The organism is Micromonospora echinaurantiaca, from assembly GCF_900090235.1.
Classification (GTDB): domain Bacteria; phylum Actinomycetota; class Actinomycetes; order Mycobacteriales; family Micromonosporaceae; genus Micromonospora; species Micromonospora echinaurantiaca.
Genome location: NZ_LT607750.1, coordinates 1,438,899 through 1,464,893, shown reverse-complemented (window position 1 = coordinate 1,464,893; position 25,995 = coordinate 1,438,899). Strand labels below are relative to the sequence as shown.

25 protein-coding genes are annotated in these 25,995 nt (G+C 74.0%); 9 read left to right on the top strand and 16 right to left on the bottom strand.

Annotated features, from left to right (window positions below; all coding sequences use genetic code 11):
- Positions 1-34 precede the first annotated feature (34 nt).
- Entirely contained in the window at positions 35-2,743 is a 2,709-nt protein-coding gene (locus GA0070609_RS06740; RefSeq protein ID WP_088993008.1) for an MGH1-like glycoside hydrolase domain-containing protein, read from the bottom strand.
- Positions 2,744-2,785: 42 nt separating this feature from the next.
- Here GA0070609_RS06740 and GA0070609_RS06735 point away from each other — a divergent pair, with 42 nt between their 5' ends.
- Both GA0070609_RS06735 and GA0070609_RS06730 read left to right on the top strand, forming a co-directional pair.
- Complete coding sequence (locus GA0070609_RS06735) at positions 2,786-4,714, top strand: amylo-alpha-1,6-glucosidase (protein ID WP_088993007.1); 1,929 nt, start codon at positions 2,786-2,788, stop codon at positions 4,712-4,714.
- Between the two features lie 138 nt (positions 4,715-4,852).
- Positions 4,853-6,178 carry a glycosyltransferase family 4 protein gene (locus tag GA0070609_RS06730; protein ID WP_088993006.1) on the top strand — a complete coding sequence of 442 codons (1,326 nt, stop codon included), beginning with the start codon at positions 4,853-4,855 and terminating at the stop codon, positions 6,176-6,178.
- Positions 6,179-6,199: 21 nt separating this feature from the next.
- Here the strand turns inward: GA0070609_RS06730 and GA0070609_RS06725 are convergent, their stop codons facing one another.
- Complete coding sequence (locus tag GA0070609_RS06725) at positions 6,200-7,045, bottom strand: rod shape-determining protein (protein ID WP_088993005.1); 846 nt, start codon at positions 7,043-7,045, stop codon at positions 6,200-6,202.
- A gap of 170 nt (positions 7,046-7,215) precedes the next feature.
- Between GA0070609_RS06725 and GA0070609_RS06720 the strand changes: the two genes are divergently transcribed.
- The 6 genes from GA0070609_RS06720 to GA0070609_RS06695 all read left to right on the top strand — a co-directional run bounded on the left by GA0070609_RS06720 (position 7,216) and on the right by GA0070609_RS06695 (position 12,350).
- Positions 7,216-7,422, top strand: coding sequence for a hypothetical protein (locus GA0070609_RS06720; RefSeq protein WP_088993004.1), 207 nt, complete (start codon positions 7,216-7,218; stop codon positions 7,420-7,422).
- 141 nt (positions 7,423-7,563) lie between these two features.
- Positions 7,564-8,370: a rod shape-determining protein gene (locus GA0070609_RS06715; protein ID WP_088993003.1), complete on the top strand. Its 807-nt coding sequence runs from the start codon at positions 7,564-7,566 to the stop codon at positions 8,368-8,370.
- A gap of 27 nt (positions 8,371-8,397) precedes the next feature.
- Positions 8,398-8,634 carry a potassium transporter TrkA gene (locus tag GA0070609_RS06710; protein WP_088993002.1) on the top strand — a complete coding sequence of 79 codons (237 nt, stop codon included), beginning with the start codon at positions 8,398-8,400 and terminating at the stop codon, positions 8,632-8,634.
- A gap of 86 nt (positions 8,635-8,720) precedes the next feature.
- Positions 8,721-10,523, top strand: a complete 1,803-nt coding sequence (locus tag GA0070609_RS34105) for a serine/threonine-protein kinase (protein WP_231928555.1) — start codon at positions 8,721-8,723, stop codon at positions 10,521-10,523.
- A gap of 103 nt (positions 10,524-10,626) precedes the next feature.
- Positions 10,627-11,436, top strand: a complete 810-nt coding sequence (locus GA0070609_RS06700; RefSeq protein WP_088993001.1) for a metal-dependent hydrolase — start codon at positions 10,627-10,629, stop codon at positions 11,434-11,436.
- Positions 11,433-12,350: an amidohydrolase family protein gene (locus GA0070609_RS06695; RefSeq protein ID WP_088993000.1), complete on the top strand. Its 918-nt coding sequence runs from the start codon at positions 11,433-11,435 to the stop codon at positions 12,348-12,350. The genes GA0070609_RS06700 and GA0070609_RS06695 overlap by 4 nt, the downstream gene beginning before the upstream one ends.
- Before the next feature lie 8 nt (positions 12,351-12,358).
- Here GA0070609_RS06695 and GA0070609_RS06690 read toward each other — a convergent pair whose 3' ends face one another.
- The 9 genes from GA0070609_RS06690 to GA0070609_RS06650 all read right to left on the bottom strand — a co-directional run bounded on the left by GA0070609_RS06690 (position 12,359) and on the right by GA0070609_RS06650 (position 21,746).
- Positions 12,359-13,399, bottom strand: a complete 1,041-nt coding sequence (locus GA0070609_RS06690; protein ID WP_088992999.1) for a phosphotransferase — start codon at positions 13,397-13,399, stop codon at positions 12,359-12,361.
- 2 nt (positions 13,400-13,401) lie between these two features.
- On the bottom strand, positions 13,402-13,905 hold the full coding sequence (locus GA0070609_RS06685; RefSeq protein ID WP_088992998.1) for a hypothetical protein: 504 nt from the start codon (positions 13,903-13,905) through the stop codon (positions 13,402-13,404).
- A gap of 98 nt (positions 13,906-14,003) precedes the next feature.
- A complete protein-coding gene (locus GA0070609_RS06680) occupies positions 14,004-14,597 on the bottom strand; it encodes a nucleotidyltransferase family protein (RefSeq protein WP_088992997.1) in 594 nt (197 codons plus the stop codon).
- 249 nt (positions 14,598-14,846) lie between these two features.
- Positions 14,847-16,550, bottom strand: a complete 1,704-nt coding sequence (locus GA0070609_RS06675) for a bifunctional 3'-5' exonuclease/DNA polymerase (protein ID WP_088992996.1) — start codon at positions 16,548-16,550, stop codon at positions 14,847-14,849.
- Between the two features lie 140 nt (positions 16,551-16,690).
- Positions 16,691-17,626: a carbohydrate ABC transporter permease gene (locus GA0070609_RS06670; RefSeq protein WP_088992995.1), complete on the bottom strand. Its 936-nt coding sequence runs from the start codon at positions 17,624-17,626 to the stop codon at positions 16,691-16,693.
- Positions 17,627-17,639: 13 nt separating this feature from the next.
- Positions 17,640-18,551 (bottom strand): carbohydrate ABC transporter permease, encoded by a 912-nt coding sequence (locus tag GA0070609_RS06665; RefSeq protein ID WP_088992994.1) that lies wholly within the window; start codon positions 18,549-18,551, stop codon positions 17,640-17,642.
- A 32-nt stretch (positions 18,552-18,583) separates the two neighbouring features.
- Positions 18,584-20,017 carry an N-acetylglucosamine/diacetylchitobiose ABC transporter substrate-binding protein gene (ngcE, locus tag GA0070609_RS06660; RefSeq protein WP_088992993.1) on the bottom strand — a complete coding sequence of 478 codons (1,434 nt, stop codon included), beginning with the start codon at positions 20,015-20,017 and terminating at the stop codon, positions 18,584-18,586.
- Between the two features lie 26 nt (positions 20,018-20,043).
- Complete coding sequence (locus GA0070609_RS06655) at positions 20,044-20,793, bottom strand: sugar isomerase domain-containing protein (protein WP_088992992.1); 750 nt, start codon at positions 20,791-20,793, stop codon at positions 20,044-20,046.
- Positions 20,790-21,746 carry a MurR/RpiR family transcriptional regulator gene (locus GA0070609_RS06650; protein WP_088992991.1) on the bottom strand — a complete coding sequence of 319 codons (957 nt, stop codon included), beginning with the start codon at positions 21,744-21,746 and terminating at the stop codon, positions 20,790-20,792. The genes GA0070609_RS06655 and GA0070609_RS06650 overlap by 4 nt, the downstream gene beginning before the upstream one ends.
- A gap of 198 nt (positions 21,747-21,944) precedes the next feature.
- Between GA0070609_RS06650 and GA0070609_RS06645 the strand changes: the two genes are divergently transcribed.
- Entirely contained in the window at positions 21,945-22,934 is a 990-nt protein-coding gene (locus GA0070609_RS06645) for an N-acetylglucosamine kinase (protein ID WP_088992990.1), read from the top strand.
- Positions 22,935-22,969: 35 nt separating this feature from the next.
- On the opposite strand, the gene GA0070609_RS06640 is transcribed toward GA0070609_RS06645, so the two are convergent.
- The 5 genes from GA0070609_RS06640 to GA0070609_RS06620 all read right to left on the bottom strand — a co-directional run bounded on the left by GA0070609_RS06640 (position 22,970) and on the right by GA0070609_RS06620 (position 25,971).
- The gene (locus GA0070609_RS06640; RefSeq protein WP_088992989.1) at positions 22,970-23,398 is read right to left on the bottom strand and encodes an SRPBCC family protein; all 429 of its coding nucleotides are present in this window, start codon (positions 23,396-23,398) and stop codon (positions 22,970-22,972) included.
- Positions 23,391-23,711, bottom strand: a complete 321-nt coding sequence (locus GA0070609_RS06635) for an ArsR/SmtB family transcription factor (protein ID WP_088992988.1) — start codon at positions 23,709-23,711, stop codon at positions 23,391-23,393. Before GA0070609_RS06635 ends, GA0070609_RS06640 begins: the two co-directional genes overlap by 8 nt.
- Positions 23,704-24,081 carry a glyoxalase superfamily protein gene (locus tag GA0070609_RS06630; RefSeq protein ID WP_088992987.1) on the bottom strand — a complete coding sequence of 126 codons (378 nt, stop codon included), beginning with the start codon at positions 24,079-24,081 and terminating at the stop codon, positions 23,704-23,706. Before GA0070609_RS06630 ends, GA0070609_RS06635 begins: the two co-directional genes overlap by 8 nt.
- A 76-nt stretch (positions 24,082-24,157) precedes the next feature.
- Entirely contained in the window at positions 24,158-25,066 is a 909-nt protein-coding gene (locus tag GA0070609_RS06625; RefSeq protein ID WP_088992986.1) for a carbohydrate ABC transporter permease, read from the bottom strand.
- On the bottom strand, positions 25,063-25,971 hold the full coding sequence (locus GA0070609_RS06620; protein WP_088992985.1) for a carbohydrate ABC transporter permease: 909 nt from the start codon (positions 25,969-25,971) through the stop codon (positions 25,063-25,065). The genes GA0070609_RS06625 and GA0070609_RS06620 overlap by 4 nt, the downstream gene beginning before the upstream one ends.
- Positions 25,972-25,995: the final 24 nt, after the last annotated feature.

The window sequence follows — 25,995 nt, the reverse complement described above, 5'->3', positions numbered from 1 at the left end:
GGCGACTGTTCGCCGCCGCGACACAATCCGCAGGTCAGCGGCGCAGGGTGAGGATCAGGTCGGCCACCAGGGCGGTCCAGCCGGTCTGGTGCCAGGCGCCGAGCCCCGCCCCGTTGTCCCCGTGGAAGTACTCCGGGAAGGCGATCAGGTCCCGCCAGTCCGGGTGGGTCTGGAAGAGCTGGCAGGCGCCGTAGATCGGCCGTCGGCCCCAGCCGTCCCGGGTGAACAGCGCGATCAGCCGGGCGGAGAGGTCGTCGGCGATCTCGTCGAGCGTCCGCTTCACCCCGGACCGGGTCGGGTACTCCACCTGGAGGTCGTCACCGAAGAACGCCGCGTAGTCGCGCAGCGCGCTGATCAGCAGGAAGTTGGTCGGCATCCAGATCGGCCCGCGCCAGTTGGAGTTGCCGCCGAACAGCCCGCTGGTCGACTCGGCCGGCTCGTAGCCGACGCAGAACTCCTGACCGCCGAGGGTCACCGCGAACGGCTTGTCCAGATGCGCCCGGGAGAGCGTGCGCAGGCCGTACTCGGAGAGGAACTCGTCGGTGTCGAGCATCCGGGCCAGCAACCGGACCACCTGCTCCGGGCCGACCATGGACAGCAGCCGCTGCTGGCGGCCGTCCGGGCCGAGCCGGCGGGCGCCGATCACGTCGGCGTACTCCGGGCGGTTGGTGAGGAACCAGCGCAGCCGGGCGCCCAACTCGGGCAGCCGGTGCAGGGTACGCGCGGTGAGCCGGGTGACCGCCGCCAGCGGCAGCAGCCCCACCACCGAGCGGACCTTCAGCGGGACCTTGGTGCCGTCGGTCAGCCGCAGCACGTCGTAGAAGAACGCGTCCTCGTCGTCCCAGAGCCCCTGCGAGTACGCCGCCGCCGCGATGTACGCGAAGTGCTCGAAGAACTTGGTGGCGGTGTCCACCCAGGTGCGGTCGTGCTCGGCCAGCACGATCGCGATGTCGAGCAGGTTGAGCGCGTACATGGCCATCCAGCCGGTGCCGTCGGACTGCTCCAGCACCCCGGCCACCGGCAGCGCCGCCGACCGGTCGAACGGCCCCACGTTGTCCAGCCCGAGGAAGCCGCCCTCGAAGACGTTGTTGCCGCCGGTGTCCTTGCGGTTGACCCACCAGGTGAAGTTGAGCAGCAGCTTGTGCATCACCCGGGCCAGGAAGTCGTGGTCCCGGCTCCCGTCGATCTCGAAGACCTTCAACGCCGCCCACGCGTGCACCGGCGGGTTCACGTCGCCGAACGCCCATTCGTACGCGGGGATCTGCCCGTTCGGGTGCAGGTACCACTCGCGCAGCAGGAGCAGCAGCTGGTCCTTGGCGAAGCCCGGGTCGACCCGGGCGATGCTCACGCAGTGGAAGGCCAGGTCCCAGGCCGCGTACCAGGGGTACTCCCACGGGTCCGGCATGGAGATCACGTCGAAGCTGGTCATGTGCCACCAGGAGCTGTTGCGCCCGTGCCGGCGGCCCGGTGGTGGCGGCGCCGAGCCCGGATCGCCCTCCAGCCACCGCTTCACGTCGAAGTGGTAGAACTGCTTGCCCCACATCAGCCCGGCGATGGCCTGCCGCGCCACCAGGGCCTCGTCGGCGGTGGCGGCGGCCGGGATCACCCCGGCGAAGAACCGGTTCGCCTCCGCCCGCCGGGCCCACACCACCGCGTCGAAGCCGGCGCCCAGGTCCGCCGGCGGCGGCGCCGCGCCGCCGGGCGGCGGGGCGGTACGGGTCAGCCGCAACCTGATCTGCCGCTGCTCGCCGGCCGGCACGTCCAGCACGTAGTGCAGGGCGCCCTTGGTGCCCTCCCGCGCCGGGTTCACCGTCGCCGCGCCGTTGACCACGTGGTCGTTGATCCCGTCCTTCGGGTACCGGGAGCGGCCCGGCAGCCCCCAGAGCCGCTCGGCGTTGGTGTCGTTGTCGCAGAGCAGCGGGGTCGGCGCCCCCTCCCCCTCCAGCAGCAGCTGGCCGAGCACCCGGTGCTCGCCGACCAGCCGGGACCCCTCCCCGACCAGCCGGGGGATCCGGTCGCCGCCGGGCAGCCCCCATGCCCAGGTGTTGCGGAACCACAGGGTGGGCAGCACGTGCAGCCGGTCGTCCCGGTCGCCCCGGTTGGCCACCGTGATCACGACGCACAGGTCGGTCGGCGACGCCTTCGCGTAGTCGACGGTCACCGCCCAGTACCGGTCGTCGTCGAAGATGCCGGTGTCGACCAGCTCGTACTCGGTGTCGTCCCGGCCGCGCAGCGCGTTGACCGCGACCAGCTCGTCGTACGGGAAGGCGGCCTGCGGGTAGTGGTAGCGCCAGCGCATCCACGAGTGGGTGGGCGTGGAGTCCTCGTACCACCAGTAGTCCTTGGCGTCCTCGCCGTGGTTGCCGCCGTCGCCGCCGAGGCCGAACATCCGCTCCTTGAGGATCGGGTCGCGGCCGTTCCACAGGGCGAGGGCGAAGCAGAACGTCTGCCGGTCGTCGCAGACGCCCGCCATCCCGTCCTCGCTCCACCGGTAGGCTCGGGACCGGGCGTGGTCGTGGGGAAAGTAGTCCCACGCCGTGCCGTGCTCGCTGTAGTCCTCCCGCACCGTCCCCCACGCCCGTTCGGACAGATACGGACCCCATGCCCGCCAGTCCTGCTCCCCCGCGTCGGCCTGGGCGAGCCGGATCCGCTCGGGGTCGGGCGCGGGCGCGTTCGTCGGCGGCACGTCGGTGATCACGTGCACATCTTCGACGCCGCCGGGGTACTCCACCACAGCGGCCATTCTCGTCGTGGCGTGTTACACCCCGCCGCCGGTGGAGGAAAGTTGATCGACATTCGCTTCGGTCCGCAGGTGTGCGGGCAGCTCAGCAGCGGTGCGACCCGGGAGTGGCTGGTCACCGACGGCCTCGGCGGGTACGCCATGGGCACGGTCAGCGGGCTGCGGACCCGCCGCTACCACGGGCTGCTGGTGGTGGCCGGCGAGACGCCGGCGTCCCGCCGGGTCGGCCTGGTCAGCCTGGACCCGGCCGTGCTGCTCCCCTCCGGCGCCCGGGTGCGGCTGGGCGCGCACGAGTGGGCCTCCGGAGTCGTCGACCCGCCCGGCTTCGAGCTGCTGGAGCAGTTCACCCTGGTCGACGGGGTGCCCCGGTGGCGGTGGCGGATCGGCGACGTGGTGATCGAGCGGGAGCTGGCCATGCGGCACGGCCACCGCTGCGTCGCGGTGGTGCACCGGCTGGTCACCGGCGGCCCGGTCCGGCTGGAGCTGGCCGCGGCCTGCACCTGGCGGGACGCGCACGGCGAGCGGCGCGCCGACGGACCGGCGCCCCGGGTGGAGCCGGTGGCCGGTGGAGCGGTGGTCGAGGGCGCGTTCCGGCTCGCCGGCCCGGACTGGACCCCGGCGGGCCAGTGGTGGCTGGGCGTGCACCACCGGGAGGAGGCGGCCCGGGGCCTGCCGCCGAGCGAGGACCTCTGGTACGCGGGCCGCTTCGCCGGCGCCCTGGAGCGCCCGGGCGACACCGTGTCGGTGCTGGCCTGGGCCGGCGACCTGGCCGAGGAGCCGCCCCCGGCGACCGAGGTGGTCGCGGCCGCCCGGGCCCGCAACCGCCGGGTGGTGGCGGCCGCCGCGCCGGCCGACGAGGTGACCGCGACACTCGCGCTGGCCGCCGACGCGTTCGTCGTCAGCACGGGCCGGGGGCCGGACGTGGTCGCCGGCTACCCGTGGTTCGGCGCCTGGTCGCGGGACACGATGATCTCCTACGAGGGCCTGTTCCTCGCCACCGGCCGGGCCGACGAGGGGCGCGAGCTGCTGCGGTCGTACGCGGCGACGTTGTCGGAGGGGATGCTCGCCAACACCGCCGACACCGGGCGGGTGGAGTACAACACGGTCGACGGCACGCTGTGGTTCCTGCACGCGGTACGCCGGCACGTCGCCGTCACCGGCGACACCGACCTGGCCGCCGAGCTGCTGCCGGCGCTGCGCACGGTGGTCGACGCGCACCTGGCCGGCACCCGGTACGGCATCGCCGTCGACCGGGCCGACGGGCTGCTCACCTCCGGCGCCCCGGGGGCGGCGCTGACCTGGATGGACGCCCGGGTGCACGGGGTGCCGGTGACGCCGCGGGCGGGCAAGCCGGTGGAGGTCAACGCGCTCTGGATCAACGGGCTGGCCGGGCTGGCCGAGTTGAGCGAGCTGGCCGGGCGGGACGCCACCGAGCTGCGCCGGCTGCACGAGCGGGCGACCGCGGCGTTCCGCGACCGCTTCCCCGCCCCGACCGGCTGGCTGTACGACGTGGTGGACGCGCCCGCGCCGGCGTACCCGCTGGGCGCGGAGCGGCACGACGACGACCTGCTCCGCCCCAACCAGCTGCTGGCCTGGTCGCTGCCGTACGCCCCGCTGGAGCCGGACGCGGCGGCGCTGCGCCGGGTGGCCGCCGGGCTGCTCACCCCGCTCGGCCCGCGCAGCCTCGCCCCGGGCTCCCCCGGGTTCGTCGGGCGGCACCGGGGCGGGCCGGCGGAGCGGGACGGGGCGTACCACCAGGGCACCGTCTGGCCGTGGCTGCTCGGCCCGTACGTCGACGCCTGCCGGCGGGCCGGCCTGCCGGTCGACGACCTGTTCGTCGGTGTGGAAGCCCACCTGGCCGAGTACGGCCTGGGCTCGGTGAGCGAGACGGCCGACGCGGACGCCCCGCACCGGGCGACCGGTTGCCCGTTCCAGGCCTGGTCCGTCGCCGAGCTGCTGCGGGTGCGCCGTTAACGGTTTACACCTCTGCAACGACCGCGTCTCCGCTGGTTAGCCGGTCGCCCGCAGGATTGGATCCGATCCAGCCGCGACGACGGGCACCGGCGCAGGTGCCGGCCGGCGCGCGCTCGGGGACAACTCAGAGGGGGCCGCATGTCACCTGACGCCGACGTGATCGACATCCACCCCGCCCGGCACCAGCGGGTGCTGATGCTGTCCTGGGAGTACCCGCCGGTGCTCGTCGGCGGCCTCGGCCGCCACGTCCATGCCCTCTCCGTCGCCCTCGCCGCCGCCGGCCACCAGGTCACCGTCGTCACCCGCCACGCCGACGGCGCACCCCTGGAGGAATACGTCGACGGCGTCCGCGTCATCCGCGCCGCCGAAGACCCCGTCACCTTCCCCCTGGCCACCAACAGCCTGCTGGCCTGGACCATGGCCTTCAACCACACCCTCACCCGCGCCGCCCTGCGCGCCACCGACACCGCCGAATACGACGTCATCCACGCCCACGACTGGCTCGTCGCGCACACCGCGGTCACCCTCGCCGAGCACCTCGACCTGCCCCTGGTGACCACCATCCACGCGACCGAGGCGGGCCGGCACCAGGGCTGGCTGCCCGAGGAGATGAACCGCACCATCCACGGCGTCGAACACTGGCTCAGCAACGCCTCGACCCGGGTGATCGCCTGCTCCGGCTACATGCGCGACCAGGTCACCACCCTCTTCGAGGTGCCGGCCGGGCAGGTCGACGTGGTGCCCAACGGGGTCGACGACCGGGCCTGGCGGGCCCGTCCCCGGGCGGTGGCCTCGGCCCGGGCCCGGTTCGCCGGGGACGGGCCGCTGGTCGGGTACGCCGGCCGGCTGGTCTACGAGAAGGGCGTGCAGCACCTGGTGCACGCGGTGCCGTACCTGCGCCGGCGGCACCCCGGGCTGCGGGTGGTGATCGCCGGCGACGGGCCGTACCGGGCGGAGCTGGAGGAGGAGGCGCGCCGGCTCACGCTCGGGCCGACCGTACGCTTCACCGGTTTCCTGGACACCACCCAGCTGCCGGCGGTGCTCGGCGCCACCGACGCGACCGTGGTGCCCAGCCTCTACGAGCCGTTCGGGATGGTGGCGCTGGAGGCGGCGGCGGCCGGCGCGCCGCTCGCGGTGGCCCGTACCGGCGGCCTCGCCGAGATCGTCGAGCCGGGCGTCACCGGGGTGACCTTTCCGCACAGCGATCCGGACGCCCTGGCCGGCGCGGTCGGCCAGCTCCTCGGCGACGAGGTCTTCGCCCGCCGGGTCGCCCGGCGCGCCCGGACCATGGTGGGTCGGCGCTACGGCTGGGCGAGCATCGCGGGCCGGACGGTCGGCACGTACGCCGCGGCCCGCCGGGAGCAGAGCCAGTGGCGGGCCCGGCGCGCGGCCCGGCCGGCCGGCGGCCAGCGGATCGTCATCCCGGAGGGCAACCTGCTCGGCGCCGGCCACGCCGCCTGCTGAGCCCGGCCCGCCCGCCGACCGTCACGGTGTACCGGTCGGCGCCGGGGCCGGCGGGGTGGCGCCGTCGCGGGGGTGGCGGGCGGCGGCCATCGCGGCCAGGCCGGCGCCGGTGAGCGCGGCGGTGTACGGCGCGGCGGCGGGCTGCACCGCGATCCGCAGGGTCTGGGACAGGGCCGCGATCAGGTCGGGTCGGGCCGCCCCGTCACCGACCAGCACCATGCCCCGGGCCAGCGCCGCGACGGCGGTCGGCCGGACGGCCGGCTGCTGGTAGATCTCGCGGACCAGCCGGGCGACGACGGCGGCCAGCATCTGCACGGTGGTGCCGTCCTTGACGTCGCGGGTGCCGAAGTCGGTACGGCGGGCGGCGACCAGCTGCCCGTCGTCGAGGAGGCCGATCTCGGTGATCTGCGCGCCGACGTCGGCCAGCAGCAGGGCGCCGGCGGCCGCGCCGGCGCCGATGGCGGCGGCCCGGACGGTGTCGATGAACAGCAGTCGACGCGGTGCGAGCGCGGCGGTGACGACCTGCCGCAGGGCGTACTCGTCGGCCGGCGTGGCGGAGACCGGGCGGCAGGCGACGACCAGCGGCTCCACCTCGACCGTGGGACGGAAGCGCTGCAGCAGTTGGCGCAGCGCGCTGGTGCAGGCCGGGGCGTCGACGAGGCGTCCGCGTCGCACCAGTGGCGCTCCCTGGCCGGGGCCGCCTCCGGTGGGGACGTTGACCGTGCCGTGGCCCAGACCCCACAGCCGCAGTTGTGAGCTGCCGGCGTCGACCGCCAGCAGTACCGGCGCCGTACCGCCGCGGCCTGCGGCGACCGGGCCGCGGTGGGCGCCGTCCTGCGGTCGATCGACGGTGGTCCTGGCCGGCATGCCGCCCTCACTTTCGCCCGAGACGACCTCCAGCTTGGGTCGGCGGTCGCGCGGCGACAGCGGAGCCGGCGGGCCAACAACCGGCCCGCAGTTTTCCGGCCGTCGGCAAGGCGGCGGGCGCGGCGGCGACGGTTGGCCGGTACGCGTCCGACGCGGCTATGGTGTGCCGCATGCGAGTCCCTCAGCAGCGACGAACCGTCGAGCAGCCCGCCGCGCTGCCGATGCTGGTCGTCGCCGCCGTACTCTCGGTGATCTTCTCGCCCGGCCGCGCGGTCGGGCTGTGCATCGTCTTCCGGCTGGCGAAGCGGGCGGTCCCGGGCTGCGTCCCGGCGTGGTCGGCGGACCGGGCTCCGCCGCGGCGGCTCGGCATCGCCTGACGTCCCGCCCCGCGGCCCTCGCGGCCGTCGGTCCTCCTCCGCTGTCCCGAGCCGGCCGCGTACCGGCCTGCCCTGGCAGCACCCGCCGCCGGTCGCGACCAGCTCCGGCCGGCGGCACGACCCGCCCGGAAGGGTGCTGACATGCTCAACCCCGGCGCCTACGCCCGTGAGGGGCTGCGGCAGATACTCACCATCGACCTGGGCACGGCCCACGTACGGATCTGGTCGCCCGCCCTCGGGCGGGTGGTCGAGGAGCCGACGGTCGTCGCCTGGGGACCGCCCGGTTCCCGACGCGCCGTCGGCCGGGCCGCCGTCGAGCTGGCGGACCGCACCGGCGCCCCGCTGGTGTGGCCGCTGCGGCACGGCGTCGTGGACCACTTCGCCGCCTGTGTGCACCTGCTCCGGGTGCTGACCGTCGCGCACGCGGGCTCCGGCGCGCCGCACACTCCCGTGCTGGTCGGGGTGCCCGCCACCGCCACCCTGCGCCAGCAGCAGCGGCTGACCGCGGCCGTACGGCGGGCGACCGGTGGGCGGGTCAGCACCGTGGAGGAACCGCTGGCCGCGGCGCTGGCCTGCCGGGTCGGCCTGGACACCGAGGACCTGGTGGTGGTCGACATCGGACAGGGCCGCACCGAGGTCGTCCGGATCACCGACGGCACCGTCACCGCCGCGGCCCGGACCGACGGGTCGAACGACGTCGACCAGGTGCCCGCCATCGCCGCGGCCGTCCGGCGGCTCGGCGAGCACACCCACCGGCCGGGCCCGCGACGGCTGCTCGTCACCGGCGGCGGCGCGGCCACCATCGGCGTCGCCGCCCGGCTCGCCGCGCTCACCAGCCGCGCCGTCACCATGCCCGCCGACGTCCGGCTCGCCACCATCCAGGGGCTCGCCCTGCTGGCGCAGACCCGCCCGCCGCACCCCGACCGGCCCGGTCAGCCGGTCGCCTGACCCAGCGAGAGGAGCGGGAGCAACGCCATGCAGATCGAGGTCGTGCCGCTGCCCGGGATCGGGCTGCGCCACACATTCACCACCGAGCAGGGCCGCCAGGTCGGCGTGGTCACCCACCACGCCGGCGGGGTGCGCCGGCTGGTCCACGACGATCCCACCGACCCGGACCGCAGCTGCGATCTGCGGTTGACCCGGGCCGAGGCGCTCGCCCTGGCCAACCTGCTCGGCGTCCTCGACGTCGTGCAGGCCGACGCCGTCGGCTGACGGCCGGGGCGGAGACCGCCGCCGGACCGGACGCCGGCCGGCGGTGGATGAGAAACCGCGCTGCGCTGACTATCGTGTGACCCGGAGTGACCGGGAGGGAACGCGGAACGGTGCGGCAGCGGCTGATCGCGGGACGGTACCGGCTGCTGGACCTGGTCGGGACCGGGGGGATGGGCCGGGTCTGGCTGGCCCGGGACGAGATGCTGCACCGGGACGTCGCGGTCAAGGAGATCCGGCCGCCGGCCTGGCTGACCGAATCCGAACGCGACGAGGTGCGGCTGCGGACGCTGCGCGAGGCGCGCACCGCGGCCCGGCTCAACCACCCGAACGTGGTCCGGATCTACGACGTGGTGCACGACGGGGACAGCCCGTGGATCGTGATGGAGTACGTGCGGTCCCGCTCGGTGCACCAGCTCCTCGCCACCGACGGGCCGCTGAGCGCGCGCCGTACCGCCCGGATCGGGCTGGCGGTGCTCGCCGCGTTGCGTGCCGCGCACGCCGCCGGGGTGCTGCACCGGGACGTGAAGCCGCACAACGTGCTGGTCGCCGACGACGGCCGGGTGGTGCTCACCGACTTCGGGTTGGCCACCTTCGCCGGCGGGGACGGGGCGATGACCGGCCCGGGCATGGTGCTCGGCTCGCCGCAGTTCGTCGCCCCGGAGCGGGCCCGGGACGGCGTCTCCGATCCGCGTACCGACCTGTGGTCGCTGGGCGCGACCCTCTACGCGGCCGTCGAGGGGCGGGCCCCGTACGCCCGGCCCAGCGCGATGGCGACGTTGAGCGCGCTGGCCACCGAGCCGCCGGACCCGATGCGCCGGGCCGGAGTGCTCCGGCCGGTCCTCACCGGACTGCTGCAACGGGACCCGTGGCGGCGGTTGACCGCCATCGAGGCCGAGCCGCTGCTGCGCGCCGCCGCCGCGGACCTGGACCGGCCGGTCACCGCCTCGCCGCCACCGGCGGAGCCGGTCCTGTCGCCACCGGCGGAGCCGGCCCGGCCATCGCCGTCCGACCCGGCCCCGCCATCGCCATCCGAGCCGGCCCGGTCCGAGCCGGCAAGGCCGACCCGGCCGGCGGCCGGTGCCGGCCCGGCCGGCACGGACCCGGGCGGTGGCCCACCACCGGCGCGGGCGGCGCCGGCCGGGTCGCGGGCGCGGACCGCCCGGTGGGCGCGGACCGCCCGGTGGACGCGGACCGCCCGGTGGGCGCCGGCCGCCCGGTGGGCGCGGCCGCGGCGGCTGGTCGCGGCGGGTACCGCCGCCGCCCTGCTCGCCACGGTCGGCGTCGCGCTCAGCCTGGCGGCCCGGACCGGCGAGCCGCCGACGGCCCCGTCCGGTTCCGGCGCCGGCACCACCGCCGTCCCCCGGCCGGCCGCGTTCGCCTGTGCGGCGGCGCCCCCGCCCGGGGCCGCGCCGGTGCCGTCGGTGCCCGCGCCGGCGGGCGCGTTCCGGCTGGTGGACAACTGGACCTGGCACGTGGACCCGGCCGGCTACCGGATCGCCGCCCCGGTGGCCTGGCTGCGCTGGACCGACGGCGCGGCGACCTGCTTCCGGGAGCCGGACGGGGCCCGGGTGCTGAGCGTGGAGGCCGGCCCTCGACGCGCCGACCCGGCCGCCTGGTGGCGGGCGGAGGAGCGGCGGCTCACCGGGGGCGGGTCGCTCCCCGGCTACCAGCGGTACGACATCGCGGCGCTGGACATGTTCCGGGGCGCCGCGATCTGGGAGTGCGCCTGGATCGGCGCGACCGGCGACCGGGTGCACACCGGGCGGCTACTGGCGAACGTCTCCGCCGACCGGGCGTACATCGTCTCGTGGCTGACAAAAGAGTTCGACTGGCAGGTCAACACGGCATACTTCGCGATGATCCGGCAGAGCTTCACCCCCCTGCCCTGACACCGTCCCCTGTGGACCCGTCCGGGTGATGCCCGCGCGGCACGGCTCTGAACTACAGTGGCGTAGTTTTGGCGCTCAAGATCCCTGGGGAGGGTGAGCCGAGATGATGGGACCATCCCACGCGCTGTCCGGCGCGGCGGTGTGGCTGGCCGGGTCGTGGGCGCTGGACCACTTCGCCGACTACCACCAGTCCCCACTCGCGCTCGCCGTCGGGACGGCGGTCTGCGCCGGTGGCGCCCTCTTCCCCGACCTCGACCTGTCCGGCAAGGTCACCCGCAACCAGGGCGGCGCCACCGTGGCCCGCACCTTCGGGGTGTTCTCCCTGTTCATCGCCGAGGTGATGGAGAAGATCTCACTCGGCGTCTACTACGCGACCAAACTCAGCCGCGACCCGCGCCGCAGCAACGGGCACCGCACGCTGACCCACACCATCCCGTTCACCCTGCTGGTCGGCTGGGGCACCACCGCGCTCTGCGCCGCGTACGGCAAGTGGGCGGTGATCGGCATCCTGTTCTTCATGATCGGGTTGGCGTTGCGCGGGCTGTTCGACGAGTGGGCGGAGCGGGCCGGCTGGGTGATCGTCACCCTGGTGTCCGCCGGCGCGGCCTGGTTCGTCGCCGCCAACCTGCCCGGCGGGCGGGGTTATCCGCTGATCGGCACCGCCGTCGGCGTTGGCTGCTTCGTGCACATCCTCGGCGACATGATCACCAAGGCCGGAGTGCCGATCCTCTGGCCGATCCCGATCAAACGCCGGATGTGGACGATGATCGGCCTGCCGAACAGCATCGCGCTGCGGGCCGGCAGCAAGACCGAGGTGGTCGTGGTGCGCGCCGCGCTGACCGTGATCGCGGTGCTCGCCGCCGCCGGGCTGGTCGCCCCGTCGGTGCTGCAACGCTTCAACATCCAGATATGACCGGCCGGCCCACCCCCGCGGCACCGCTGTCCGGGGCCGACGACGCCGAGGTGCCGGCGTTCTGGCGCGGGCTGGGCCTGCCCGGGCTGGCCGACGTGCACGTGCACTTCCTGCCGCCCCGGCTGCTGCGCCGGGTGTGGGCGTACTTCGACGCGGCCGGGCCGCTGGTGGGCACCGAGTGGCCGATCCGCTACCGGTGGAGCGACTCGGAACGGGTGGCGCACCTGCGCCGGCTCGGCGTCCGGGCGTTCAGCGCCCTGGCGTACGCCCACCGGCCCGGCATGGCGGTGGAGCTGAACCGGTGGACGCTCGACTTCGCCCGCACCACCCCGGGCTGCCTCCCCTCGGCCACCTTCTTCCCGGAGCCGTCGGCCGCCCGGTACGTCGCCGACGCGCTGGCCGGCGGTGCCCGGGTGTTCAAGGTGCACGTGCAGGTCGGCGGGTTCGCGCCGACCGATCCCGCGCTGGACCCGGTCTGGGGGCTGCTCGCCGACGCCGGGGTGCCGGTCGTGGTGCACGCCGGGCACGCCCCGGTCGGCACCGCGCACACCGGGCCGGACCCGTTCGCCGCGCTGCTCGCCCGTCACCCGCGGCTGACCGCGGTGGTGGCTCACCTGGGCGCGCCGGACTACCGGGCCTTCCTCGACCTGGCCGAGGCGTACGAGCGGGTGCGGCTGGACACCACGATGGCCTTCACCTCGTTCTTCCACCGGTTCGTGCCCTTCCCCACCGACGAGCTGCCCCGGCTGCGGGCGCTCGGGCTGGCCGGCAAGGTGCTGCTGGGCAGCGACTTCCCCAACATTCCCTACCCGTACGCCGAGCAGCTGGCCGGGCTGGCCCGGCTCGACCTCGGCGACGACTGGCTGCGTGCGGTCTGCTGGCACAACGCCGCCGCCCTGTTCCAGTTGGACTGACCCGCCACTCAGTCGAGCCCGGTGGCGGCCCAGCGGACCAGCAGCTCCAGCACCGGACGGCGACCGGCCATCATCTCGGCCTCGTCGCGCCGGTCGTAGGTCTGCCCGGTCGGGCCGCCCAGCCGGGTGAGCATCAACGGGGCCAGCCAGACGTACTTGGCCGCCCCGGTGAGCCGGACCGCGCGGGTGACCGTCGCCGGGTCGACCGCGCGGCCCAGGCCGGCCCGGTACCCGTCGAGCACGATGGCCGCCACCTCGTCGAGCAGCGCGACGTCGACCAGCCCGTCGAGGAACGTGTCCAGCACCAGGTTGGCCGCGTCCTCGCCGATCGGGCCCGGCCCCACCCCCGACCAGTCGAGCAGCACCGGACCGGTGTCGGCAAAGACCAGGTTCATCGGCCACACGTCGTGGTGGCAGAGGGTGCGCGGCAGCCGGTCGGTGGCGGCCAGCACGGCGTGCCGCCGCTGCCAGAGCCGGCGCAGGCCCGCCCGCAGCGACGCCGGCCAGGCGGCGACGGCCACCGGGTGCTCCCACGGCACCGGTTCGGGCACCGGCCGGCTGAGCGTGTAGTCGCGCAGCCAGTCCCGGGCCAGCCAGCCCGGCGTCCGGTTCGTCCCGGTGCGGCCCGGGTCGGCCAGCCAGCGGGCGTGCCCCGCGCCGAGCCGGCCGGCCACCTCGCCGAGATCGGCGGCCGAGCAGGTGGTGCCGGGCCGGCCGGGCACGTCGGTCAGCCAGAGCGCCACCGTCCCGTCCGGCCGGTCGTCGATGGCGAGCGGCGCCGGAGCGGCCAGTCCGGGGTACGCGGTGGCGGCCAGCCCGCTGCGGTACGCCTCGACCTCGCGCCGCCAGTAGTTCCAGTGGCCCGGGTCGGTGCTGCCCGCCCAGTGCGTCGGGCCCGGCCGGCCGGGCGGGGCGAGCAGCTTCAGCACGGCCGGCCGCCCCTCGCGGCAGGTACGCCAGATGCCGCCGGTCACCCCGTTGAGAGTGTTGTGGGTCAGCGACTCGGCCGGCGTGTCGGCGGGCACCAGGTCGACCGATGGACGTGCCACGCCTACGGGGTCACGCCCTCTCCGGTGACCGGCGCGGCCGGCGCGGACCGGGCTATCCGGCGGCCGAGCACCCGCTCGGCCCACCGGCCAGCGCGGACGGTCAGGGTGTAGGCCAGCACCGGGCACACCACGGCGAGCGCGGCGAGCACGCAGGCCAGTACGACGCCGGCCGGGGACCCGTCGGTGGCCACCCCGACGCCGGCGGCGTACAGGGCCGCCAGCAGCATCGCCGCCGCGGTGCCGGTCAACGTGCCGACCAAGGGGTTGCGCCGCCGCCCGACCGCCTCACCGAGCAGCACCGCCGGCGCGAAGAGCAACGGCACCAGGACGGCCCCGAGCAGGGCGGCGATCAGCAGCAGCAGCGGCCCGGCCAGCGGGCCGCCGGGGTCGGCGCCGGTGACCAGCGCGTAGCCGAGCAGGGCGAGACAGCCGACCAGACCCTCGGCGGTGAACACCAGCCAGGCGGTCAGCGCCCCGGCGACGTGCCGGCCGATCGCGACGTACATCGGACCTCCCCCGTGCGCGGCGCGGAGCCGCCCGGGGTGACGATATCCCGGTCCGACCGGCCGCGAGGGCCGCGGACCCCCACCCGCGGTTGCGTGGCCTAGACGCCGACGCGCTGGGGCGGGACGGTGAGGCCGTAGAGCGCCATCAGCTCCGGGGTGTCGACCCGGCTGCCGTCGGCCACCGAGTCGCACGAGATGTCGACGATCTGGTCCTTGTGCGCCAGCAGGTAGGGCCGGGCGCCGACGTCGGCGCTGGCCAGGGTGGCGATGCCGGACCAGTGCCGGCGGCCGAACAGCATCGGGTAGCCGCGCAGCCCGCCGTAGGTGGCGCAGACCAGCACGTCCGGGTACGGCAGGGCGACCACCCGGCGCACTGCGGCGGCGGTCAGGCCGGGCATGTCGACCGGCACCACCACGACCGCCTCGATCGCCTCGTCGTCCAGCGCGGCCAGGCCGGCGCGGATGGACGACCCGACGCCGGTCCCCCAGGCCCGGTTGACCACCACGGTGGCCCCGGTCAGGTCCGCCGTCTCGCGCACCTGGTCGGCCGCGGCGCCCAGTACGACCACCAGCGGTGCGCAGCCCGCCTCGGCCATCGTGTCGATCATCCGGCTGACCAGCGGCTTCTCGCCCTGGTGCAGCAGGGCTTCCGGGCCACCGATGCGGCGGCCGCCGCCCGCGGCGATGATCATTCCTGCGATCCGGTTCAGCGCTGCGCCCCCTTTACCGTGGAGCGGACCGTGGCCCAGGGGGCACGGCCCGCTCCGTCGTACGGACATCGGGAGCAACGAGGAGGGGGCGGATCGGGTAGCGGGGCGAAAAGGGAAAATAGTGCAACCGTTATCCACCGGACTGATCACCATAAGCTGAGCCGGTGGTCAGCGCGGGCGGGGCCGGGGGTGGTGCGCCGCGACGGATCCGCCGCCCGCGTCAGCCGAGCGTCAGTCCGCGTCGGCGTAGCAGTCGACGATGGACAGATCGAGCGGGAACCGCACCGGCGTGTCGCCGAACAGCAGCGTCGTGGCCCGCTCGCCGGCCCGGCGCACCGCCTCGGCCACCGCCCCGGCCAGGTCGGCCGGGCAGTGCACGATCACCTCGTCGTGCTGGAAGAAGACCAGCTCGGCGTCGCTGCCGGCCAGCTCGCCGCGGAGGGTGGCCAGCAGCGTGGCGGCCCACTCGGCGGCGGTGGCCTGGATGACGAAGTTGCGGGTGAACCGGCCCCGGGAACGCGCCGCCCGCGCCCGGGTCGACTGCGGGTCGGCCCCGGCGTCCGGGTCGCCCTCCTCGCCGTCGGCGAAGCCGGCCGTCCCCGGTGGACAGGTGCGCCCGAGCCAGGACCGGACCAGCCCGCCGGCCTCGCCCGTGCGGGCCGCCGCCTCGACGTAGCCGAACCCCGTCGGGTAGCTGCGGCGCAGCACCGCCAGCGCCGGCACCGCCGCCCCGCCGGTCTGCCCGTACATCGCGCCGAGCAGGGCCACCTTGGCGCGGCCCCGGTCGCCGCCGAACGCGTCCTGGGCGAGCGCGGCGTAGAGGTCGCCGGCCCCGCCGGCCGCGGCGAGCCGGGCGTCGCCGGAGACCGCGGCGAGCACCCGAGGCTCCAACTGGCCGGCGTCGGCGACCACGAACCGCCAGCCGGAGTCAGCCACCACCGCCCGCCGGATCACCTTCGGGATCTGCAACGCGCCGCCGCCCCGGGTCGCCCACCGGCCGGAGACCACCCCGCCGGGCACGTACTCCGGCTGGAACCGGCCGTCGCGCACCCAGGCGTCGCGCCAGGCCCAGCCGTGCGCCGTCCAGATCCGGTAGAGCTCCTTGTATTCCAGGACCAGCGGCACCGCCGGGTGGTCCACCCCGCGCAGCACCCAGGCCCGGGTGTTGGGCAGCTCCACGCCGGCCCGGGCGAACGCCCGCAACAGCTCCGCCGGGGAGTCGGCGTGCAGCTGGCGTACGCCGAACGCGTCGGCGATCCGGGCGGCCAACTCGGCCAGCCGGCGGGGTGGGCCGCCGACCGGGGACGGCTCGCCGAGCAGCTCGGCGAGGATCTCGTCGTGCACCTCCGCCCGCCAGGGCAGCCCGGCCGCGCCCATCTCGACAGCGATCAGCGCGCCGGCCGACTCGGCGGCGACCAGCAGCCGGAACCGGCCGGGATGCTCGGTGGCGGCGATCCGGGCGAGCTGGTCGGCGTACACCTCGACCAGGGCGTCGAGGCCCGGCCCCGGCGGGCCGGGCAGGGTGTCGAAGAGCGCGTCCTGCCCGTGGCCGGGCGGGGCGGCCGGGCGCGGCGGCGGGTCGGCCGGCACCGGGGCGCCGGTGCGCCGGGCCCAGGCGGCGGCGAACGACCGCGGTTCGCCCCAGCGGCCGGCGTGGCCGAGCAGCAGCCCCTCGGTCAGCTCCACGTCGTGGCAGCGTTCGACCCGCACCCCGGCGCGCAACAGGGCCGGGTAGACGGCGGCCCCGGACGCCCAGACCCACCGGGGGTGCTCGGCCCGCTCCCGGGCGGCCACCGCGGCGGCCAGATCGGCGGCCGGCTCGACCGGGCCGGTGGGGCGGCCGGCGGCGTCGAGCGGTCGCAGGGCGCCCCCGCCCCGCTCGTCGGACACCACCGCCACCAGCACGGACGCGATTCTGCCTCGCCCGTGCGACACTCCCGCCACCCCACCCGCCCCCGCCACCCCAACGGCGCTCGTGCACGGAAAGAGTGGCCATTCCACGGGGAATGGCCACTCTTTCCGTGAACGAGCCGGGCGTCGGGGTCCGAGGGTCGGGGTCCGGGGTCCGGGGTGGGTTACTTGACGGCGCCGGAGGTGAGGCCGGACTGGATCTGGCGCTGGAAGATGGCGTAGACGATGATCATCGGCAGGATCGACAGGGTGAGCGCGGCGAACAGGGCCGCCCAGTCGGCCTCGTAGCCGGCCGAGGTGGAGATGCTGGCGATGCCCTGGGTCAGCACCCACTTCTGGTCGGCGCCCTCGCCCTGCATCAGCGCCACCGGCAGCAGGTACTGGTTCCACTGGCCGATGATGTTGAAGATCGCGATGCTGACCAGGCCCGGCCGGGCCATCGGCATCATGATCCGGAAGAACAGCCGGGTGTGCGACGCGCCGTCGATCATCGCCGCCTCCGCCACCGACTGCGGCAACGTCTTGAAGAACGCGGCCAGGAAGAAGACGGTGAACGGCAAGGAGTAGGCGATGTAGACCAGGATCAGGCCGGTGTAGGTGTTCAGCAGGCCCAGGTTGTTGACCACCAGGAACAGCGGCACCAGGGCGAGGAAGACCGGGAACGCCAGGCCGGAGACGAACAGGTAGTAGATCGCCCGGTTGCCCGGGAACGGATAGCGGGCCAGCACGTACGCGGCCATCGAACCGAACAGCATGGTGCCGGCGGTGCTCAGCGACACCACCAGGACGCTGTTGAGGAAGTACCGCCCGACGTTCGCCTCGCTCCATGCCCGGGCGTAGCTGCCGAAGTTGAACACCTCCGGCAGCGCGAACGGGCTGCCCAGGAAGATCTCAGTGTTGCTCTTGAACGAGGCGAGGATGGTCCAGACCAGCGGCGCGACCACGAGGATGGCCCAGACCAGCAGGGCGATGTGCCCGAGGCCGCTGAGCAGGCCGACCTCGGCGCGCTGCCCCCGCCGGCCGAGCCGGCCCCGCCGGGGGTCGGGGGTGCCCGGGCCGGCCGGGGCGGCCGGGGCGCTCGGTGCAATTTCTGTCGTCATCGCAGACCCCGCCTTACAGCTCGATCGTGTCACGCCGGCTGACGCGCAGGGTGAGCGCCGCGAACGTGATCGTCAGGAAGAACAGCGCCACGCCCATCGCCGAGGCGTAGCCGAACTGGGAGTAGCTGAACGCGTTGCGGTAGATCTCCATGCCCAGCACCGTGGTGGCTCCGTCCGGGCCGCCCTGGTCGACCGAGAGGACCTGCACGATGGCGAACGCGTCGAACGCGGCGATACCGAGGTAGACCCAGGCGACCTGGAGGGTGTCCCAGAGCAGCGGCAGGGTCACCTTGAAGAACATGGCGGCCCGCCCGGCCCCGTCGATGGTCGCCGCCTCGTAGATGTCCTTCGGCACCGAGGCCATGCCGGCGGAGAAGAGCACCACGTAAAAGCCGACCGCCTGCCAGACCAGCACGCCCACGATCGACCAGAGCGCGATCTTGGGGTTGGCCATGAAGAGCACCGGATCCAGCCCGAACAGTCCCAGCGCGCCGTTGAGCAGCCCGCTGTCGTCCGGGGCGTACACCCGGCTGAAGATCACACCGACGATGACCACGGCCAGGACCTGGGGGAAGAAGAACACCACCCGGTAGAACTTCGACCCCCAGACCCCGGTCATCACGCCGCCCCGGCTCCCCCCGCCCACGTTGAGCATGAAGGCGAAGAAGAGCGCGATGACGATCGTGAGCAGCGGCATGGCAAGCAGCAGGACACCGTGGTGCCGGACCGCTTTCCAGAAGATGTCGTCGGACAGCAGCCGCTCGAAGTTCTCCAGGCCGATGAACTTCGGGTTGGCGCTCACCCCCCGCCAGTTGGTGGTGGCGAGATAGAACGCCTGCGCGTACGGCCCGATGACGAAGGTCACGTAGATCGCGACCGGCACCGCCAGGAAGCCGACGATGAACGGGTACCTGCCATGCCGCATGGTTGTCGTCTCCGCTCGTTCCTACGCCTGGCTCAGCGCTTGAACTTCTCGATGGACGAGTCCTTCTTGACCGCGTCGGCGACCTTCTGCATCCGCTCGCAGAACTTGTCGGCCGTGCCGCCGTTGAACATCAGCTCGTTGGTGGCCGCCCGCGCCTCGTCGTCGAGCTTCTTGTACCAGGTGTCGAAGCGGTAGGCGAAGTAGTCGCTGCCGGCCGCCGACAGCATCGCGTTGCCGCTGGTGAGACCGGGCGAGATCTCCAGGCCGTCGACCGCGCCCTTGACCACGGTGAGCACCTTGGTCAGCTCGGTGAAGCCCTTCGCACCCTCCTTGGAGAGCATGTGCCGCAGGTACTCCATGCCACCGCGCGGGTTCTTGCCCTTCGAGGCGACGAAGTACATCTCGCCGGCCGCGGCGTAGATCGCGGTCTGCGGCAGCTTGTCCGAGGTGGTCACGCTGGGCACCGGCATGACCGCGTACTTGAACCCGGGCGGGGTGTCCTTGGCCTGCTCGTTCTCCAGCCAGGAGCCGCTGGGGTAGAACGCCACCTTGCCCTGGTTCTGCTGGAGCTGGACCTCGGTGTGCTTGAGGCCCAGGTGCGCCTTGTTGCCGTACTTGGCGCCGATCTCGGCCCAGGCCGCCGCGGCCTGCTTGACCGGCTCGGCCTGCCAGGCGCCGTCCTCCAGGTTGTCGATGTTCTTCAGCACGTCCGGCCCGCCGATCTTGGCGGCGCTGGTCAGGATGACCAGGTACTGGTAGTACGCGGCGTTCGCCCCGGCGTACGAGTACGGGGTGATGCCGGCCGCCTTGATCTTGTCGCAGAGCGCGGTGAACTCGGTCCAGGTCTTCGGCGCGGCCCAGCCGTTCTTCTCGAACAGGGCGCTGTCGTACCAGAGCCCGAAGACCGTGAAGGCATAGTTGAGCACGTACGGCTTGCCGTTGAAGGTGCCCTGCTCGACGGTGCCGGGGATCAGGGTGTCCTTGACCTTCGTGCCCGCGTTGTCCAGCGACGGGGCGTCGAACAGCTCGGTGAGGTCCTGCACCTGGCCGGCCTGCACCAGCGCGCCCTGGTCCATCAGCTTCGAGCCGGCGTTGTTGACCATGTCCGGCGGGGTGTTGCTGGTGAACCGCGGCTGCAGGACGGTGGCGATCTCCTCGGCCTGGGAGAACTTCACCTCCGCCTTCGGGAACTTCTTCTTGTACGACGGGATGTGCACGTCGGTGGCGTACTTGGTGCCCAGGCCACCGTTGAAGATGACCACCTCCAGGGCGGCGTCGTCCTTGACGCCCAGCGGGTTCTCCGCGGACTTCTCACCGGCGGCCTGCTCGGTCGGCTCGTCGTCGCCGCCGGCCACGCAGCCGCTCAGCAGGCCGGCGGCCGGGGTGGCGAGCAGGCCGACCGCGGCGGCCCGGCGCAGCACGGTGCGGCGGCTCAGGTCGGCCGGGTTCTCGGGGGTAATCGACATCGTCGTCTCTCCTTGAGGTGTTCGGGTCAGGCGGTCCGCCGGAGGCGCCCGGCGTACCGCGACTCGAGGGCGTGGTTGTGCTCGTCCCCACCGGGGACGTTGGCGGAGAGGTAGATAGGGGGTACCTCTCCGGCCTGGTGGAACCGTCGTACGACCTCGGCGGTCAGCAGCTGCGCCAGCAGCGCCGCGGTGACCGACGAGACCGCACAGACCGCGCCGCCGCCCTCGAGCGGCAGCAGTGCGTCGCCGTACGGCGCGCCGTTGTCCAGCACGACGTCGGCGAGGTCGGCGAGCCGCCGGCCGGACGGGTGCCGCGGGGCGACCCGTGCCGTGTGCTCGACCGAGGTGACCGCGATCAACGGGTGACCGCGCCCGGTGACCAGCGCCGCCAGCTCGACCACCGAGCCGTTGATGCCGGACTGGGACGCCACCACGAACACGTCCTGCGGCTGGGGGGCCGCGAGGGCGTAGAGCTGGTGGGCGATGGTGGGGTCGCGCTCCAGCTTCGGATCGGCGAGCACGTCGCGCGGGGCGTCGCCGTGCAGCACCAGGTCGTGGATGGAGAGCCGGTTGGTGGGGACCAGGCCGCCGGCCCGGGCGACCAGTTCGGCGGCGAACGCCTCGGAGTGCCCGGCCCCGAACGCCTGGAGCACACCGCCGGCGCGCAGGCTCGCGGCGATCAGGTCGGCCGCCGCGGCGATCCCGTCCGCGCTGGTGTCGACCAGCCGGTCGAGCACCGGACGGACCGCTTCCGCGTACCCCTGGGCGCTGATCATGCGCGGGCCTCCCTCGCGGCCTTGTGCCCGTCGACGGCCTGGGCGGTACGCCGGAAGGCCGCGTGGGCGCGGTCGTGGGTGCGTTGGGCCACCGCGATGTAGAGCAGGTCGAGCACGACCAGCTGCGGGTGCCGCGCGGAGAGCGCGTCCGGCCGGAAGGTGGTCGCCTGGCTGGCGGTGACCAGCACGAGGTCGGCCAGCTCGGCCAGCGGCGAGCGGGGGAAGCCGGTGAGCGCCACGGTGGTGGCGCCGCGGCTGCCCGCCTCGGCGAGCACCTCGATGGTCTCCCGGGTCTGCCCGGTGTGCGAGATGCCGAGCGCCACGTCGCCGGGGCGCAGCAGCGCGGCCGAGGCGAGCCCGGAGTGCACGTCGTTCCAGGCCCACGCGGCCACCCCGATGCGGTGCAGGCTGAACTGCATCTCCTCGCCGACCAGCGCGCTGCCGCTGGCGCCGAAGATGTTCACCCGGGAGGCGCCGGCGATGGCCACCGCGGCCCGCTCCACCTCGGCGAGGTCGAGCAGGGCGGCGGTGTCGTGCATCGCCCGGGTGTCGGCGGCCATGATCTGGTCGAGCACCCGCTCCAGCGGGTCGTTGGGCTGGATCTCCCGTCCGATGTCGACGGTCCAGCCCGCCGAGCGGGCCCGCCCGGTCTCGGCGGCGATGCCCAGCCGCAGGTCGGCGTAGCCCTCGAAGCCCATCGCCCGGCAGAACCGGGTGATCGTGGCCGGCGAGGTCCCACTTCGCTCCGCCAGTTCCACTATGGTCGCCCTGGCGGCCGCCTCCGGGTCGCTCAGCACGTGCTCGGCGACGCGGCGCAGCGCGCCGGTCAGCTCGTCGACGCCGGCGCGCACCCGGGCCAGCACGCCGTCGGAGGGCAGCGCGCCCCGTCGGTCGAACGCGTCGGCGTCGACCACCGCGGTCCCCGCGGAGGTGTCCACCTCGTGATCAACCATGGGACGCCTTTCGGAAAAGACTGTTAACTGTTAGTGGTAAAAGTTCTTACTGACGGCCCCTCCGTGTCAAGACCGTGGGCGAAGTTTTCAAACTGTTACCTGGCGCGCAGCCGCACGACGGTCGCCGACCTTGCCTGCCGGCACCGGGCCGACCAGCATGAATGCGCCACAGCAGCGCAGCAGGAGGGGCCCGAGCCGATGTCCGACACCGTCGTGGTTGGTCTCGACGTCGGGGGTACGTCCACCCGGGCGACCGCCCTCACCCTGGACGGCCGGCGACTGGGCGACGGACGCGCCGGCGGCGGCAACCCGACCAGCCACGGCGCCGACCGGGCAGCCGCCGAACTCCTCGCCGCGCTGCGCGGCGCGCTCGCCGACACCGACCCCGGCCGCGTCCGCGCCGGCACCATCGGCCTCGCCGGAGCCGGGCGGCTGCTCGCCGACCCCGCCGGGCGGGCGGCGTTCGACCGGGCCTGGCACGACGCCGGCCTGCGCTGCCCGTACGTGGTACACGGCGACGCCCTGGTCGCGTACGCCTCGGGCACCGCCGCCCCGGACGGCACGGTGCTCATCGCCGGCACCGGCGCGATCGCCGCCGAGGTCCACGAGCTGCGCCTGGACCGGGTGGCCGACGGCCACGGCTGGCTGCTCGGCGACGCCGGCTCCGGATTCTGGCTCGGCCGCGAGGCGGTCCGCCGGCTGCTGGCCGACCTGGACTCCGGCCGGGCACCCGACGCGCTGGGCCAGCAGGTGCTCGCCGACCTGCTCGGCGCCCCCGAGGTGGCGGCCCGCCCCCGGGACACCGTCGACACGCTGATCCAGGCGGTCACCCGGCGTCCGCCGGTCGAGCTGGCCCGGCTGGCCCCGCGAGTGGTCGCCGCGGCGGTGGCCGGCGAGCCGGCGGCGACCCGCCTGATCACCGAGGCCGCCGGTCACCTCGTGGAGAGCGTGCGGCGGATCCGCCCGGCCGGCGCGGTCAGCCCGCTCGTGCTGGGCGGCGGACTACTCACCGGGGACACTCCGCTCGCCGCCGCGGTGCGGGTCGAGGCGGCCCGCCGCTGGCCGGACGCGCCGCTCCGCTCCGCCGGGGACGGCGCGGCCGCCGCGGCCTGGCTGGCCGCCCGGGACCTGCCCGAGGTGGCCGACCCGGTCGCCCTGCACGCCCTCATCGTCCCAACCCCCACCTGACCCACCCCGGTGCGCCCCGCGCCCCGACGGAGGGGTCAGGGGGTGGTGAGGGCGTGGGCGAGGCGGGCGAAGAGGTGGGAGCGCCAGCCGCCGCCGAGCAGATCCCGGGTGCGGCGCTGAATCGGGTCGTCCGGGTCGAAGCCGGCGTGCTCCAGGAAGAGCCGGGTGCCGCGCCCCTCGGCGACGAGCGTCCAGGTCACCACGGTGTCCAGCCGGCCACCGCGCCAGGCCCAGCGCAGCAGGCGTGGCGGGTCGAGGTCGAGCACCTCGCAGTGCACTGTGCCGTCGAACTCCTGACCCGGCCGGGGGTCGGTACGGAAGGTGAACCGGCGGCCCACCTCCGGCACGAAGTCGTTCGGCATGAGCCAGCGGGCGAGCAGATCGGAATCGGTCAACGCCCGCCAAACCGTGGCCGGCGGGTGGGGCAGGTACTCGTCCACCGCGATGGTGCCCGGGTCATTCATCCGGCACCTCCGCCAGCACCTCGCGCAGTTGCGTGAGGCGGCCGCGCCAGAACCGCTCGTACGGAGTGAGCCAGTCGACGACCTCGCGCAGCGGCTCGGGTCGCAGCGAGTAGAGCCGCTGCCGGCCGGCGGGCTGCTCGACGACCAGACCGGCCTCCTTGAGCACCCGCAGGTGCTCCGACAGGCTGGGCCGGCGCATGGCGAAGTGCTCCGCCAGCCGGTGCACCGGCTGCTCACCCCGCTCCAGCAGCAGTCGGAGCACGGCCCGCCGGGTCGGGTTGGCCAGCGCGGCGAAGACGTCCGGTTCAGCCACCGGCGGTGGCCTGGAGCACGATGCCGTTGCCGTCCGGGTCGTCGAAGGTGACGAACCGCCCCCAGGGCGCCTGCTGGATCCCGCCGTCGGCGAAGCGGACGCCCCGGGCGGCCAGCGTCGCCACGTCGGCGTCGAGGTCGTCGGTCTCCAGCACCAGGCCCTTGAGCGAGCCGGGCGGCATGGTCGGGAACCAGGTGACCAGGGTCAACGCGGTGGCGCCGCCCTTGGGCGCGACCTGCACCCAGCGCCGGTCCGGCCCCATCGGGTTGTCGCCCTGCAGGTCGAAGCCGAGCGTGTCGACGTAGAAGTCGCGGGCCCGGTCCTGGTCGCTGACCGGCACCGAGACGAGCTGCACATGTGTGATCGCCATGTCACCCACAATAGGTAGGAGATTTCCTACCGGTCGACCGGCCGCCCCAGCGGCCGGTGGTCGGTCGCGGATTCGGCTACTTCAACTGACCCGCCGTCAGGCCCGCCTGGATCTGCCGCTGGAAGGCGATGTAGACCGCGAGCACCGGCAGCGTGGCGATGGTCAGACCGGCGAAGAGACCGCTGTAGTCGCCCTGGTAGCCCTGGCTGACCGCGAGCGCGGCGAGCCCCTGCGCCAGCACCCACTTGGAGTCGTCGCCCTGCATCAGCACCTGCGGCAGGATGAACTGGTTCCAGTGGCTGAGGAAGTTGAAGATTGCAATGCTGATCAGACCCGGTCGGGCCATCGGCAGCATCACCCGGAAGAAGAGCCGGAAGTGGCCGCACCCGTCGATCAGCGCCGCCTCGGCGACCGCGGTCGGCAGGGTCCGGAAGAAGGCGGTCAGGAAGAACACCGTGAACGGCAGCGAGTAGGCGGCGTAGACCAGCATCAGCCCGGTCCAGGTGCCGAAGAGACCGGCGTTGCGCACCACGAAGAAGAGCGGCACCAGGGCCAGGAAGACCGGGAACATCATCCCGCCGACGAACAGGTAGTAGAAGACCTGCCGGCCGGGGAACTCGTACCGGGCGAAGACGTACGCCGCCGTGGCGCCCAGCAGCATGGTCAGGGTGAGCGATCCGGTGACCACGATCGCGCTGTTCAGGAAGTACTGGCCGATGTGCGCCTCGGTCCAGGCCCGCGCCCAGTTCTCGAACCGCAGCGCCCCGGGCACGCCCCACGGGTCGGACAGGATCTCCCCGTCGCTCTTGAACGAGCTGAGGAACATCCAGAGCAGCGGCAGTACCGTCAGCGCGCCCCAGAACAGCAGGAACCCGTGTGAGAAGAGGTTGGCGACGCCCAGCTCGCCGCGCGGCTTGCGGCCCTGCGGCGCCGGCCGGTCCGCCGCGGCGGTGCCGTCGGTCGCGGGCTTGTCGACAATGGTCACGAGAACTCGATCCGATCACGCCGGGCGGCACGCAGGGCCAGCACCGCCACCGACAGGGTGAGGAAGAACAGCACCACGCCGATGGCCGAGGCGTAGCCGAACCTGTTCTCGCTGCCGAACGCGGTCTCGTACATCCGCAGACCGATGACGTCGGAGGAGAAGTTGGGGCCGCCGTTGGTCATCTGCTGGATCAGGATGAACCCGTCCAGCGCCGCGATGGCCAGGTAGATCCAGGCGACCTGCACGGTGTCCCAGAGCAGCGGGATGGTGACCTTGCGCAGGGTGGTCCAGCGGGACGCCCCGTCGAGCATCACCGCCTCGTAGATGTCGCGCGGGATGGCCGACATGGCCGCGCCGAAGAGCACCACGTAGAAGCCGACGTTGCTCCAGATCATCACCGCCAGCACGCACCAGAAGGCCGTACGCGGGTCGCCGAGCCAGGTCGGGGTGGGCAGACCCAGCGCGCCCAGGGTGCCGTTGAGCAGGCCGCTGTTGGGGTGGTAGACCTCCCGCCAGAGCAGGGCGATGATGACCACCGAGAGCACCTGCGGGAAGAAGTAGACCATCCGGTAGAACGAGGTGCCGCGGACGCCGGTCACCCCGGCCCGGCCCTTGCGGCCGCCCATGGCGAGCATGGTGGCGAAGAAGAGGCCCAACCCGATGGTCACCACCGGCACCAGGGCCAGCAGCCACGCGTTGTTCTTGAGCGCGTTCCACACCCGCCCGTCGTCGAGCAGCCGCTCGAAGTTGGCCAGCCCGACCGGGTTGGCCTCCGCCGAGTAGCCGAGCCAGTCGGTGGTCGAGATCTGGAACGCCTGCAGGTACGGCGAGATCACGAAGATGCCGTAGAGCAGCAGCGGCGGCACCAGGAACGTGATGATCAGCGGGTACTTGCCATGTTTCACGAGAAAGGACCTACTCCCCAGCGG

Coding starts and splice junctions, on each gene's coding strand:
- GA0070609_RS06740 (WP_088993008.1), bottom strand. CDS start 2,743: ATGGCCGCTGTGGTGGAGTACCCCGGCGGCGTCGAAGATGTGCACGTG.
- GA0070609_RS06730 (WP_088993006.1), top strand. CDS start 4,853: ATGTCACCTGACGCCGACGTGATCGACATCCACCCCGCCCGGCACCAG.
- GA0070609_RS06725 (WP_088993005.1), bottom strand. CDS start 7,045: ATGCCGGCCAGGACCACCGTCGATCGACCGCAGGACGGCGCCCACCGC.
- GA0070609_RS06720 (WP_088993004.1), top strand. CDS start 7,216: ATGCGAGTCCCTCAGCAGCGACGAACCGTCGAGCAGCCCGCCGCGCTG.
- GA0070609_RS06715 (WP_088993003.1), top strand. CDS start 7,564: ATGCTCAACCCCGGCGCCTACGCCCGTGAGGGGCTGCGGCAGATACTC.
- GA0070609_RS06710 (WP_088993002.1), top strand. CDS start 8,398: ATGCAGATCGAGGTCGTGCCGCTGCCCGGGATCGGGCTGCGCCACACA.
- GA0070609_RS06700 (WP_088993001.1), top strand. CDS start 10,627: ATGATGGGACCATCCCACGCGCTGTCCGGCGCGGCGGTGTGGCTGGCC.
- GA0070609_RS06695 (WP_088993000.1), top strand. CDS start 11,433: ATGACCGGCCGGCCCACCCCCGCGGCACCGCTGTCCGGGGCCGACGAC.
- GA0070609_RS06685 (WP_088992998.1), bottom strand. CDS start 13,905: ATGTACGTCGCGATCGGCCGGCACGTCGCCGGGGCGCTGACCGCCTGG.
- GA0070609_RS06680 (WP_088992997.1), bottom strand. CDS start 14,597: ATGATCATCGCCGCGGGCGGCGGCCGCCGCATCGGTGGCCCGGAAGCC.
- GA0070609_RS06670 (WP_088992995.1), bottom strand. CDS start 17,626: ATGACGACAGAAATTGCACCGAGCGCCCCGGCCGCCCCGGCCGGCCCG.
- GA0070609_RS06665 (WP_088992994.1), bottom strand. CDS start 18,551: ATGCGGCATGGCAGGTACCCGTTCATCGTCGGCTTCCTGGCGGTGCCG.
- ngcE (WP_088992993.1), bottom strand. CDS start 20,017: ATGTCGATTACCCCCGAGAACCCGGCCGACCTGAGCCGCCGCACCGTG.
- GA0070609_RS06655 (WP_088992992.1), bottom strand. CDS start 20,793: ATGATCAGCGCCCAGGGGTACGCGGAAGCGGTCCGTCCGGTGCTCGAC.
- GA0070609_RS06650 (WP_088992991.1), bottom strand. CDS start 21,746: ATGGTTGATCACGAGGTGGACACCTCCGCGGGGACCGCGGTGGTCGAC.
- GA0070609_RS06645 (WP_088992990.1), top strand. CDS start 21,945: ATGTCCGACACCGTCGTGGTTGGTCTCGACGTCGGGGGTACGTCCACC.
- GA0070609_RS06640 (WP_088992989.1), bottom strand. CDS start 23,398: ATGAATGACCCGGGCACCATCGCGGTGGACGAGTACCTGCCCCACCCG.
- GA0070609_RS06630 (WP_088992987.1), bottom strand. CDS start 24,081: ATGGCGATCACACATGTGCAGCTCGTCTCGGTGCCGGTCAGCGACCAG.